The 13807-nt window shown below is 46.5% G+C and carries 7 protein-coding genes; 1 reads left to right on the top strand and 6 read right to left on the bottom strand.

Annotated features, from left to right (window positions below; all coding sequences use genetic code 11):
- From U0033_RS26765 to U0033_RS26740, 6 genes are read right to left on the bottom strand one after another with little or no spacing between them, the layout of a single operon-like run.
- Complete coding sequence (locus U0033_RS26765; protein WP_072360190.1) at positions 1–1527, bottom strand: RagB/SusD family nutrient uptake outer membrane protein; 1527 nt, start codon at positions 1525–1527, stop codon at positions 1–3.
- Between the two features lie 21 nt (positions 1528–1548).
- Positions 1549–4668 carry a SusC/RagA family TonB-linked outer membrane protein gene (locus U0033_RS26760; RefSeq protein ID WP_072360191.1) on the bottom strand — a complete coding sequence of 1040 codons (3120 nt, stop codon included), beginning with the start codon at positions 4666–4668 and terminating at the stop codon, positions 1549–1551.
- Positions 4669–4680: 12 nt separating this feature from the next.
- A complete protein-coding gene (locus tag U0033_RS26755) occupies positions 4681–5703 on the bottom strand; it encodes a DUF5007 domain-containing protein (RefSeq protein ID WP_072360297.1) in 1023 nt (340 codons plus the stop codon).
- Between the two features lie 5 nt (positions 5704–5708).
- A complete protein-coding gene (locus U0033_RS26750; RefSeq protein WP_072360193.1) occupies positions 5709–7274 on the bottom strand; it encodes a carbohydrate-binding protein in 1566 nt (521 codons plus the stop codon).
- Entirely contained in the window at positions 7271–8782 is a 1512-nt protein-coding gene (locus tag U0033_RS26745) for a RagB/SusD family nutrient uptake outer membrane protein (protein ID WP_072360195.1), read from the bottom strand. Before U0033_RS26745 ends, U0033_RS26750 begins: the two co-directional genes overlap by 4 nt.
- Complete coding sequence (locus U0033_RS26740) at positions 8782–11631, bottom strand: SusC/RagA family TonB-linked outer membrane protein (RefSeq protein ID WP_072360197.1); 2850 nt, start codon at positions 11629–11631, stop codon at positions 8782–8784. Before U0033_RS26740 ends, U0033_RS26745 begins: the two co-directional genes overlap by 1 nt.
- Before the next feature lie 593 nt (positions 11632–12224).
- Between U0033_RS26740 and U0033_RS26735 the strand changes: the two genes are divergently transcribed.
- A complete protein-coding gene (locus U0033_RS26735; RefSeq protein WP_072360199.1) occupies positions 12225–13700 on the top strand; it encodes a hypothetical protein in 1476 nt (491 codons plus the stop codon).
- Positions 13701–13807: the final 107 nt, after the last annotated feature.

Raw genomic sequence — 13807 nt, 5'->3', positions numbered from 1 at the left:
TTATCTTAACCAGTAATTATTTAATTGCATGAAAGGATTGTTATCCAGCGAAGCCCTGGATATAGGCCAGGTCCAGCCGCCATTGTCAAACTGGGATTGCGTCAGCGCATAGTAACACCAGTTTGTATTCGTCGCCCTGCCCGTTCTTACCAGGTCAAAGTAATAGTGGCCCTCCATCATCAGCTCCTTTGCCCTTTCTGCGAAAATCGCATCCTTCAGCGGCGCACCACCAGCCCCCTGGTAGAGTGGGGTCTTTGCCCTATCCCTGATCATGTTCATCATGCGGATGGCTTCTGCATCTTCGCCCAGCTCGGCCAGCGCTTCTGCCCTGAGCAGAATAGCACCTGCATAGCGCAGTACAATGAGGTTGTTATCCACATTCACGTCGTCATTCCCCTGCTCAAACACACTGTTGTATTTCAGGAACAGGAAGGTGCCGTCGTTGGCGAACATCTGCGAGTCAAACCACATCTCAATACGGGCATCCGGTACACCGGTAGGGTACAGCCGGCGCAGGTAATCGGCCCTGAAATAACAGAAGCTGTATTGGTGGTTATATGCCGGGCGCTTGTATGGATAGTGTACCACCAGCTCAGAAAGGTCATTCCATTTTTCAGACAAGGTCTCACCATAGTTGGAACTGATCACGATATCAAAAAGGCTTTCCTTACTACGTCCTTTGAAGATGGTGAAAGACTGATCGATGGGCAACAACTCGTAAGCCGCACTCTGGATCAGTTCATTGCCCAGGTCTGCTGTAGATCTGTAGTATTGCTGTGCATTGGCTTTGTCAAAACCGGCATTCCACATATTCATCTCCATAATGAGCCCAATAGCTGCCCCTTTACTGGCACGTGCCCCCCTGTTGGCAGGGTCTGTAAATGTCCAGGGCAGGTTGTTCATCACCGCACTGAGATCTGTGATACAATTCTTCATCACAGTTGTCATTTTTTCTCTTGGCAGTGGTGCCTCGTGATAGGCGTCTTTATAGTAAGCCACATCGCCCCAGAGGCGTACCATGGTCCAGTAAGCAAGGCAACGCATGAAAACTGCTTCTGCCTGGAACTTCAGTTTCTGTTCATTGGAGAGATCCGGGATGGACCTGCGTCCTACTTCGTATTCCAGGATATTACAGGCCTGTATTACCCTGTAAAATGGTTTCCAGTCCGACAGGTTAGCCAGGTCAAAGATGTTCCAGAAATCCTTGCCTGAAGGCGTATAGATCAAAGGCAACAAATCATTCTTAGCAGCATATTCTACAAAACTACGGTCGTTGCCATCATTCTTTTGTGATGAATAGCCCAGCATACCGCCCCTCACCTCTCCCGCCACAGCGTATAGCGGACAGGATCCTACTACGTCTCTGAAAAGACCATAGATATCCCACATGTTATCTTCCACATCGCTTGCACTCTGGAAGAAAGCATTGCCAGACAACCTGTCCAGTGCCTTCACATCCAGGAACTTCTTACAGCCACCCTGGGTAATCAATAGTAAACAAGCGATGAGATATATCCTGCGATACATAATCGTTCTCTTTTTAGTGTGTTAGAATTCTATATTCACCCCGAAATTGTAAGTTCGTGGCACGGGATAACCACCGGATTGATCACGCCCCAGCGCAGATACATTCTCCGGATTCGGACCACTGTAGGGGGAGAATGTAACCAGGTTATTAACAGTGAAATACGTTCTCACGGAATTCACACCGTACCGGTTTGTAAACTTCCTGTTCAGCAGGTATGCGATTGTAATGGTGTTGATCTTCCAGTAAGAACCATCTTCCTCTATCAGCGTTTGATCGTACCTGTAAGGCCGTATTGAAGAGTAACGGGTATAATCAAAAGGATTCGGATACTTCGCATTTGTATGATTCGCCGTCCAGTAATCCACACTGCCCACGTCTACGACTGTTTTAGGATTGTAAGGATCACCCAGGTATTGCATTCTTTCTGCAAATGCATTGTTCAGGATCTTGCGGATCAGGGTATAAGAAGTATTCAGGTTCAGTGACCAGCTCTTGTAGTTGACGTAAGATTGCAGACCACCTGTGATCAGCGGTTGTGAATTTCCGGCAGGTACATAGTCATTATTGTCCAGTATGTAGTTATGGTCCACGTCTTTGAAGATAGGATCCCCTGCCTTGAAGTAGGTACCATCTGATGTGCGGTAACGCTGACCGGTAGCCGGATCCACAGGCACATCTGCATCTGAGGCATACACCCCTTCCGTCTTAAGCAGGTAATTCGTGAGACTGTTCCTGCCTACGCGGAACAAGGTATGCTGACTGTTTGCATAATCATACTCAATGAGCTGCCTGGCACCATTGGGCAGGTGCGTAAGGATGTCTTTATTGAGCGCCGCATTTACTGAGATCGTCCATTGTACCTTACTGGTACGTGGTAATGGCCGGAAAGTCAGGGTCAGCTCGTAACCGTAGTCGATGAGTGACGTTTCATTGGTAGTGATCTGATCAAAACCCGTGATGTTAGACAGGTTCTTTGTTCTTAACAGGTTCTTCACCGATTTGTAATAGGCATCAAAGATCACTTCCAGCCGGCTGTCAAAGAAGCCCGCTTCAAAACCTACGTTGTATTGCGTAGTCGATGTAGGTTGTAAAGTGGTATTGGGCAGGAGGGAATAGTTGATCCCCAGGCGCTGATTCGCATTGTAGGTGCCGCGGGGATCGAAGGTACCGTAGATGGCAAAGATATCGCCGGATGGTACTATGTTCTGGCCCCAGCTACCTCTCAGTGAACCATAGCTAAGCCATTTCAGTTCACTCAGGGCATTCTCTTTGTTAAAGTTCCATCTTACACCAATAGCGGGATTCTTTGAATAAGGATCTTCAAAACCGCTGCTGGATGTACCATCCATCCGGTAACTGAGATCCATTACATACTTCTGCTTATAGTTGTAGGAGAAGGTACCTGCAAAACTGGCAATGTGTTGTTTGCTGTAATTGTCCAGCAAACCTCCACCCAATGAGGCATAGCCATCATATCCCAGTGGCCCCTGGTATTGGTCGTTCGGTGTTTTTTCCTGTTGTATTACCTGTGCCTGGAATCCTTTACTGTAAATTTCGTTGAAGGCTGAAATGAAGAAATTATGCTTGTCCTTGATAGTCGCAAAGTAGGACAGGGTATTCCTGTTATACAAGGTATACTTACGGTCGTCGTATGCATATACCTGCGAGAAGTCGCCATGTGCGGCAGCAGGGATGAACCTGTCTTCCGTATTACTTGCATATTCATAACTCACACTGGAGCCCAGGCTCAGCCCTTTCAACAACTGATAACTCAAATCCAGACTTGCTCTCACATTGGCAGTCTTGTTATCATTTTTCGTATCCAGTGAAGATAATACCCCAGCCGTACTCTGGTAGAAGGAAGGCCCCGGTAAGAGCGAGGAGGCAGCAGCATTTGTGGCCACGCCACTTTGCGTCAATCCATTTCCATCTCCTTTGTTCCTTTTACCGACCTGTGTGGATAAGGTGGTGAATACCCTGAACTTCGGGTTCGGCTGATACAGCATATTTGTATTCACTGAATAACGGTCAAAGCCGGTATTGCGGATCACACCATTTTCATGGTAATAGCCCAGGTCCACTTTGTAGTTGAATTTTGGATCACCCCCACTGATGTTGATATTGTGTGTCTGGTTGTAAGTAGCCTGGTAAAATACATCCTGCCAGTTGGTAGAATTGTTATAGTAAGGATTGAGACTATCTGCCAGGAAATGGGTAGTAGTGATGTTGTAAATATCATTGATATTCCCGCTACCGTAGATCTGCTGCAGGCGTAGTCTTCTCTCTGCTGCACCGCCAATCGTTTTGCGCAACCCCGGAGGTGTGTTCACAAAGAAGTTGCCGGTATATCTTACCAGTGGTATGGGCGAACTACCCCTGCGGGTGGTGAGCAGGATCACCCCATAAGCACCACGGGAGCCATAAAGTGCGGTCGCCTGCGCATCTTTCAGGATCTCCAGGCTTTCGATATCTTCAGGTGGAATGAGCGACATAGGGCTTACACCCGGACCGGCTGACTGGTACCCATATTCGAAGTTGGCATCTGCATCAATAGGTACACCATCGATCACGTACAAAGGTGAGGTAGGTGACAGGAAGGCATCGTTACCACTACCCGTTACCGTGATATTAGACAGGCCCCTGATCTGGATCATACCACGGGCGCCGGGCGCACCGGTATTGTTCTGAATATTCAGACCTGCTACACGCCCTTGTAAGAGTTGTTCTACATTGGAAACCGGCACGTCCTGTATTTCCTTTCCACCTACTATCGTTGCAGAACCGGTCGTAATTTCACGGGTCTTTTTCTGATAACCGATGATCACGGTTTCATTCAGTTTATTTTCTGTTACTGACAGGCGGATCACCAGTTCCCTTTTATCCTTCAGCGTAACGCGGTAATCAGAATAACCTATATAACGAAATACAAGTGGTGAACCGGGTAATACACTGACAGAGAACTGACCACTGGCATTGGTGATCCCCACTGCTTTCAGCGGACTACCCGCCATGATACTTACCCCCACCAATGGCTCATTGGTCACACCATCCCTGACCTGGCCGTTGACGGTGGCCTTGTCCTGCGCTTGCAGAAAAACAACGCTCAGCAGACAAAAAAGCAACAGTATAGATTGTTTCATAATTTTCTTTGTTTATTCGTCCCTGAACCGGGGGTTGTTCCTGAAATAGAAAATGATTTCCCAGTCGCCTTCCTGGTAGATGTTGAAGGATAGATCCATTGTGCAGGTCTCCCGGAGATTACCAAAACCGACTCTTGTAAAACTGAATTTGACGTAAGCCTGCGAACCATCGTTGTTCGTAAACCGGGTTTTGAACCGCATTAATGGGATAGGAAACGCCACCTGGTAAGTCACTCCTGTAGCAGTACGCTGAATGTCGAATCCATGCATGAGGCTATCCCAGGGTGTGAGGTTGAACTTCGCAGGATCGATAGGCAGGGAATCCTTGTCCATGAATTTGAAGGTGACACTGTGCCCATTGCCTGCTTTGTGAAACAATACGCGTACACTATCTGATTTCAGGCCCAGGTTGTTATCATCGTTGACAATGCCGCCAATACCCGGGTGATTGTATTGTAATACAAAAATGGAGGAGTCGTTCGTATTGGGATAGGTAGCCCTTTGCTTACCCGTGATGGGATCGTATTCATAAGGTGCATAAGGTTGCTCTGTAAATGGCATCAGGCTCAGATCCTTATATACGTTCGTACCACCGGAGTTCTTCGCCTCTACATCGAAGAGGTAACCGGAATCCGGTTGGGCCCGCAGCCCGGTGGTAGACCACAATACAAAATCGCCGGAGCTGGGCCTGATCTCCCAGATAGGATGTGTTTCTTTACCACGCTTGGCATTGATCTCATCGAGAGATTTCTCAAAACCGGTATAAGCCTGTTTCCATACCACAGCCTCTACGGTCTGATCCAGGTCGGTGGATGCTTCGCCGGTTTTCTTTACCCGCACATTCAGTATTTTGAACTGGATAGGGGTACTGGAGTTGTCAGTGTTGAAGATCTGGGAATACATAGTTGTCCTGCCCATGACAGGTGCAAATACGGTCTGATTGAATACAGCCCGGGCACTTAGATAATCCAGGTCATCTGGCGCCCATTTGCGGCAGGAAATGAATAATAGCAATATTAATATCAGTCGTTTCATGTGCATTAGTTCAAGGGTCTGAAAGTGACGGACTTTACATCGTAACCACCCGTTTCTTCAAAGAAGCGCATCACGTGTATACCTTTGGTGAGATAGACGGTAACGTTGGCATTCTGCCGCTTATGATAGTCAGAGGTATTGGGCACAGCGACAGAACCTGTCACATTCACACCATCGAATTCTATGTGGAATTTCTTGCCGTCGTTCGGACTGCCTAACAGCGTTGATGCCACGTAATAACCGGTTTGTTTTACATCAACCGTGTATTTCATCCATTCGCCCGTATCCGTCCAGCCCACCTGGTAACCACCACCGGCATTCCTGGAATAGTCTATATCTACCGATTCATTGGGTCTGTACTTACCCCCTGAGTTTTCAGTCGTTAAATCGTGGTAACCTACTCCCTCTCCTCCCGGGTCATAGTCTTCCAGTGTGATTACACCGGGGATCGGGAAAGGACGCCCTTCGGGCAGGAGCTTGATAAAGCGCAAATCATACAATCCAAAATCCATGTAAAGCCGCATGATGTGTTTACCTGCTTTCATTTGCACACCACTCACATAGATGTCTGCATAATTGCTATAGCCCCCGGTGGATTTAGTAGTCATAGCACTGCCTGCCACGGTAGTTCCATCCAATAGCAGGTGCAGCTTACCATTATCACCACCAGAGCCATAGCGTAACTGCATTTTATAAGAGCCGGTTTCAGTCACATCCACACTATAGTCCAGCCATTCGTCGGTTTCTGTCCAGCCGATCTTGAAACCATCTTCACCGGAAGCGATGTCCACATTTTCAGCAGGACGGTACTGGCCGCCTTTATTGTCAATAGAGAAATCGAGATAAGCCACCTTATTCCCACCCCGGTTAAATTGCTCGAGGGCTATGACACCCGGAATATAGAAGGGATAGTCATTCCAGGGGGTAGAAGTGGTAGGGTTCATACGGCCTATGAATTCATCGAAGCCGAACTGGTGATTCTTGTCGATTATATTCACCAACCCATTGTTAGTCACGATGTCAATCGCCACAGTGCTGGCATTGGACCAGCGATTTGTATAGATCACACCCTTGGTATCGCTGTAGGTGATGATACCCGGGCCACCGTTTACATGGCCTTCCGCATCTGCGCGGTTGAATTTCCCATGCATAGGATAAGCATAGCGGATGGCGGGCAATTCCAGCCCATCCTGCAACTGCATACGGCCTGCGCTTACGGTATCCCTTACGATGTAGCGGCAAACCAGGGTATCCAGCTGCTCCTCCGGCAGGGAAGCAATGAACATGGGCGCACGGCCCTGAATCACACGCAGGGTGTTCATGTTTTCTATTGCCTGTCTGAAGCTGGCATCTGATGGTGCGAATACAGTATAGCGGCCAGTCTTAAGACTATCGGTTAAACCTACACGTTCTATTGCCAGCAGGAAAGAATCGTATTGCTGCTGGCTGTGCAGGAACTCGTAAGTGTTGCCATCATACTTCTTCAACTCGTTGGTGTAGTCATAGTATCCTTTATCCTTTTTACAGGCAGCGAAAACGAGCAGCAGAAAAAATAAAATGTATTTACTCATTGCCAGTAAGGATTTTGTTTGATCAATGGATTTTGTGTAATGACTTCATCTGCCACCGGCCAGTAGATTCCCCCACTGTTGATGAGCGCCATAAACACAGGATCGTTTTGCTTGATTTTGTTGTAACGGATCAGGTCAAACCAGCGCCAGCCCTCTCCCATCAGCTCTTTGCGGCGTTCTCTGAAGATGGCATCGATCAGGTCTCCCTCCACCGTTGCATCATAACGTTTGATCTTTCGCAGGTCACGGATCGTATTCAGCAGATCGATTGCTTTCTGTTGCTGACCAATTACAGCAAGGGCTTCTGCCTGCAACAGTGTGATGTTTTCAAGGCGGGTAATGATGATGGTGCTGGAGAAAATCCTGAATGAAGGATCTGATGTGTTACCATCCTGTATCACCTTTATCTTTTGGAAGATGGGTGTCTGGGTATTGAAACTGGTAAAGTAACGTTCAGAGGTAGGTATACCGGAGAGGGTATCCAGGCTGAAACGCTCATCCAGTGGTTTGTCAAATACAGAGAGGATCGTGTCCTTGGGTATGTAGATATCAGGCAATGCTTTGTCTACCACCGGTCTGGCCAATGTGAGTTCTTCCAGGTGACCGGAGAAGGTGGCATCTACATGGCCCCAGTCGAAATTGAAACCAAGGAGATGATTGTCCTGTTTCCAGTGGAAAAAGCCGGTACCTCTTGTCAGTTCGTCCGTGCCTACATAGTAACTGCCACCTTTGGAATAGTTGTCCAGCACAAACTGTGCATACACAGATGCATCTACATACTTTCCCTGGTAAGCCGCCACGTGTGCGAGAATAGCATAGGCAGTAAGTTTACGGGCCAGTACACCTGCCCAGCGGGTACTGGTTTCATTGTAGTATTGTCCTAATTGCTGCGGGTCGTCTGTGCTGTATTTATAAGGCAGATCGGGTGCCACTGCCAGTATTTCTTTTTCAACAAAAGCCAGTACAGTTTCTTTGTCATCTCTTGCTTTGTTTTCAAATTCACCATCGTGCGAAGAAGTGATCAATGGCACATCGCCCCATACTGATACCAGGAAGAAGTAGGTATAAGCACGCATAAAACGCATCTGTGCAATATCCACTTTCATATTCTGTTCAGAATACTTGGGATCACGTTCGCGTACATCACCAACATGTTCCATGAACATATTAGCGGCATTGATCACAGCATAAAAACGGCGCCAGTTAGACAATGTCTGTAATAATGGGTATGCTGCCCTGAGATTGCCTTTAACAATAGCTTTCAGGTCCTGTCGCTGTACAGATTGAAAATCGCCCATGCGCAGTTCACCATACATCCACCAGGCATCATTGTCTGCCATGGCGGCACGGAGTAAACCATACACACCAATCAGGGCTGTGCGCGTATCTTCGTGAGAGTTCCAGAAGTTTTCTTCAGAAACAGCATGCGTGGAATCTATATCCAGTAGTTTTTTACAACTGATGCTACAGCATATAAGCAGGAGCAGCAGTACGAATAGTCGTTTCATTACAAATCCATTTTTATGCCGACGGTGTAGGTTTTTGTGAAAGGAAGGGCGTAGCCGGTATCAAAGCCACTGTAGTCAACCAGCTCGGGATCTCCGCCGGTGTAGGGCGTGATAGTAAACAGGTTGCTGGCAGTTGCATACACGGCCAGGTTATGGATCGGGCTTTTCTTATGCCACCATTTAGCGGTTGTGAGATCATAGCTGAGTGACAGTGTGCGCAGTTTCAGGAAAGCACCGTTTTCAAGAAAGAGATCCTGGTCTGTACGGTAAGGATCTACCGTACTCCATGGATTATACACCGGATATTTATCATAGTTGCCGGCTTTGGTCCAGAAGGTGATTTCTTTTACGGCACTCATGTCTATCTTCCCTTCCCTGTTTACGAAATCAAAGTGATTCGCCATTTCCGCATTCATTACTTTCCTGAATGCGGTGAAGTAAAAGTTAACGCCAAGGGTAAGGCCTTTCCAGCGAATATCGTTGGTAAAGCCGCCGGAGATGATAGGGAGCACATGTCCTTTCAGCACCTTATCCTTATCATCTATCACGCCGTCGCCATTCTGGTCCACCCATTTCGGATCACCGGCCTGCAGGGGAATACCTTTGTAGTTCAGTGTTTTGCCGGTAGCATGGCTGGTAGGAATATCTGACTCCCTGTTATAGATACCCTTGTTTTCAAGTACCCAGAACTGGTCAATGCTCTTACCTACTTTCAGCAGGCGGGTACCATCTGCCACTACGAGTTGATCCAGTCCACCGGGCAATGCCATGAGGGTATTGCGGTTGTAATTCAGGGTAATGCCGGGCTGCCAGCTGATGGTATTAGTAGCCAGGATCGCGTTTGCACTAAAGTCTACGCCCATATTGCGCACTTTCATCCCGTTCTTAAACTGGTAGGCATAGCCATATTCAGCAGAGAAAGGAACTTCCAGCAGCATGTTGTGATCCGTTTTGTGATACACATCGATGGAAAGATTAACCCTGTCGTGCAGTAAGGTGGTATTCCAGCCAATATCCAGCTGGTCAGTGAATGGCCAGCGTATACCATAGCCGATATAACCGGAAGAATAGGCACGGCTGATGCCCGGAAACCCATTGTATGAAAAGCGAACGGGGTTGTTGCTGAATGAAAGGTCGGAAGTATATTGTGGCCCTTCACCAAAGCGGTCATCCGGCATCAACCGGCCTACTCTTCCCCAGCTGGCGTGAAGCCTGGATGTGGTACTCAGTTGCCACCCGGCAGTAAAGGTGGGTGAATAGAACCACCAGTTGTCCGGCTGCGCACTGGAAGAGCCATCGGCTCTCATCATGAGGGAAAAGTCAAAACGGTTGTCGTATTGATAAGCCATGCGGCCGTAGAATGACAGCAGGCGATGTCTTTGTTTGTCCAGGAAGCTGAACATCAACGCATGGTTGAATGACTTGGGCGAGAGGTAATTCGTCTTTGTATTATCAGAATACAAGAGGTTCACGCGGATCAGGTCATTCGGCCCTTTGTAAGCGTAGGCATAATTATACCTGTTAAAGTCCGCCTGGAAGTTTTCCCCCGCTTCTATTTTTACACCATGTTTTCCCCACTTGTGTTGAAACTTCAATGTGTTATTCACAAACACGCGTTGGTTATAGCCAAAATAATTAGAGAGGTAGTTCACTGTTTCCAGGAGCGTACTGGGATAGAATACATCACGTAATCCTTCGTTGTAATCAAATCCTGAAAGAGAGGTAAACTGGAAGCTGTCAGAGATCCTGAAATTGATAGAGAAGTAACCATTTACTTCATTGGTCTTGTTATCATCAAATGATTTATCCCATTCTTTCAGGTACTGTCCATAGAATGCTTTATTGGGAGGCAAAGGGCTGCTCAGGTCCGGCAGGTATTGCATTTCGGCAAATCGGTCGCGCAGCCAGCGGTTGCGTTTCCTTTCCAGGCGGGTAGCACTGAGCATAGCGCTGACAGTAAAGTCTTTGAGAGGCACCATGTTGATCTTAAACATTGCATTATAACGGTCAGAACTGGTCCGGTCTGCTGCATTGGCAGAGCGCTGGGTACCGGTGGCAAAGAGGAAGTTTGCCCTGTCAGTTCCGCTGGACAGAGACGCATTGATGCCATAGACAGGTGTATTTTTAAAATAGAGGTCTGTCCAGTTACCAGGCCCGTAATAGGCATTATTAGTCGAATCCCGGAGGTATAATGGATAAGTTTGGGTTTCGTCTTCAGTGGCATACTTATCGTAAAATACCTGCCTGAAATCGTTCTCAAATTTAGCATTCGTAGTATACAGTTGCGGACGCTGTACAATACCAAAATAAGTGTTGAAACTTATTCTTCTTTTACCGATTACAGGTTCCTTGCTATGTATAAGGATTACCCCTCCATTGGCTGCGCGCGGCCCGTACATAGCGGCCTGTCCGAAGTCTTTGAGCACTTCAATACCAGCAATATTGTTAGGATCAATAGCTGCATACACATTGGAAGCAGGGCCTAAATGATTATATTGAAACGCCTGTACATCGAATGTAAAAGGATGATCAGTGATAAGAGGAATTCCATCTAATATAATAGTAGGCTGTGCTTCGTAACTACTGCGTGCACTGATATAGGGGATCGCAGTACCGCGCATAAAAATACTGCTCATCGATGCCGGTTCGGCAGATGGTTCCTGAATGTAAACACCGGCAGCATTGCCTTTGAGCAACTGTTGCAGGCTATTAAATGGATAAAGTACCGTTCTTTCCAGCCGCATACTGTCGGCGATGAGAGGTAAGGAATCCTTCCGTGGTGACTGTGCATGTAAGCAATGGCCATACAATACCAGGCACGTGATGACGATCCGTACAGATAGATGCATATATGAATATGTTTAAAGAAAGTGTAATCGATTACACCTGGCGCGCTAAATGTTTATCCGTGGAGTATAATAGGGTGAACAACACGAACCCAACCCGTGAATACAAAAACGTGGAAAAATTGTAAAACGATTTAGCGTTTTAGTTTAAATACATTTTTTAAAAGGTTATTTAGGTTTACTGAATTGGACTTATGATTCGGCTACAGTTTAAATGTTTTAGATTAAGGTTGAAATACAAACGCTCATAGAACTAACGGGAACACTGAATAACAGCTCAAATATAGTTAGCTGTATGATAAAAAATATACCATTTTTCAGGGCATTCGGACATTCCCAAAATCAGTTCAGGCATGCTATACCACACCACAACTGGTTGATATTCATTATTAAATTAGGTTTTACGTATATACAATACAGACAATGCCATGTAAAAGAACGCTGCATTATTATTGCCTTAGAAAAATCTAACTTATTTTGTCTCCGCCATCAACCTTGATCACGTTTATGATGCCGTAGAGATGAACATATCTACCCTCTTATAATCACGTTGAGCAACCGTTAAAAGTGCCCTGAACATTTAAACAACTAGAACTATGGCTAAAGCTGATATGCTTGGCAGGCTTGTTAGTACACTAACGAAAGCGGAAAAAAGGTATTTCCGTTTATATTCATCCATGCAACAGGGGAACAAAGACTACGTCAACTTATTCGACCTGCTGGACCGACATTCTTTTTCCGGCCCTGCTGCCGCAAAGACTGCATTCCAACAACAATATGCTGGCAGCAGTTACGAAGTATCGGGGAAGTATTTGTACAAAGTATTGCTGGATTGCCTGCTGCACATGCGTTTACAAAGAGAACCACTGATAGCTGGTATGTTGAAAGCAGAGATCCTGGTAGAACGATCCTTATACGAAGATGCGATGAAACAATTACTAAAGACGACAGAACAGGCAGACATGAAAGCACAATGGATCCTTTCTTTATGGAGCAGGCAACAGGAAATGCAGTTGCTGCAGCTCCTGAATTTTCCGGAGATCAATGAAATAGAACTAAAGGAAAAACAAGCAGGCATTTCTGCTACGATCAGGCAGTTAGAACACTACCAGGAGCAACAAGCACTCTATGAACAACTACGTTACCAATGGCTGTACAGCGGGCCTGCACGAACCCCTGCCGAAAGACAGGTATTGGACGAAATAGCAGCGAGAGAAGCGATCATCAACACTGATCAGAAATTGCACCTGCTCTTTCAGGCACATTATTTCTTACTGGCCGGTGAGTTTACAACAGCCTTACAGTACTTCTATGAATCGGCCCCTCTATACGAATCACCGGCAGATCAGCTGATGGTAATAGAAGGTATCCTGTATAGTTTGCGTGCAGCAAGAAGATACAAAGAGTTGTCACTGTTCCTGGATAAGGTATTACGCTTTAAAGCTACTTCTGCCTATTTCAGCGCGATGATCATTCGCCTTTTGTTTATTTATTCACCCGCAATACACATTGATAGCGGAGAGTTCAACCGTGCACTGGCACTGCAACAGGAGTTACTGCCTACATTAAATTTACAGTTACTGACATTGGTACAACGTGCAGAAATCTACCTGTCAAGAGCATTGGTCTACCTCGGCAACGGAGATATTAACAATGCACACAATGCACTGGACCAGGTACTCCAGCAAAGTAGTTTATATAGTACACTTCCACTCTATCGTACATTCAGACTGGTACACCTGCTCATTCAATATGAACTGGGTAACTATGAATACATCCGTTATGAAACACGCGCATTCAGGCGCTACCTGCGCCCGGACAATAAACGTGCATTTATGCTGGAACGTACGATGATCAAATTTCTCAGTGCAGGAGAATTATCTCCTGTCATGGTTTACAGGATCACCCTGTGGAAAAAGCTGCAGACAGTGTTCCAACAGATCCGGCAAGACCCTTATGAAAAACACCAGCTACAGCTTTTTGATTTTTCTGCGTGGACAGAATCGAGGATCCTGAGAAAGCCATTGAAAGAAATATTAAAGGAGAAATTTGAACGGGAGACCGGCGCTTAAAGCAGGCAGGAGGCGCTTACTGAAATCAGCGTGCAGTATACTACCGGCATTGCACGTTGATTTCAGTTTCATATTGTCAGTTTTTTCTGTATCTTTAGCTATACCCC

This window comes from Chitinophaga sancti, assembly GCF_034424315.1.
Taxonomy (GTDB): Bacteria; Bacteroidota; Bacteroidia; order Chitinophagales; family Chitinophagaceae; genus Chitinophaga; species Chitinophaga sancti.
The sequence above is the reverse complement of the archived record's forward strand: the minus strand, read 5'-3'. Positions and strand labels throughout refer to the sequence as shown.

Coding starts and splice junctions, on each gene's coding strand:
- U0033_RS26765 (WP_072360190.1), bottom strand. CDS start 1,527: ATGTATCGCAGGATATATCTCATCGCTTGTTTACTATTGATTACCCAG.
- U0033_RS26760 (WP_072360191.1), bottom strand. CDS start 4,668: ATGAAACAATCTATACTGTTGCTTTTTTGTCTGCTGAGCGTTGTTTTT.
- U0033_RS26755 (WP_072360297.1), bottom strand. CDS start 5,703: ATGAAACGACTGATATTAATATTGCTATTATTCATTTCCTGCCGCAAA.
- U0033_RS26750 (WP_072360193.1), bottom strand. CDS start 7,274: ATGAGTAAATACATTTTATTTTTTCTGCTGCTCGTTTTCGCTGCCTGT.
- U0033_RS26745 (WP_072360195.1), bottom strand. CDS start 8,782: ATGAAACGACTATTCGTACTGCTGCTCCTGCTTATATGCTGTAGCATC.
- U0033_RS26740 (WP_072360197.1), bottom strand. CDS start 11,631: ATGCATCTATCTGTACGGATCGTCATCACGTGCCTGGTATTGTATGGC.
- U0033_RS26735 (WP_072360199.1), top strand. CDS start 12,225: ATGGCTAAAGCTGATATGCTTGGCAGGCTTGTTAGTACACTAACGAAA.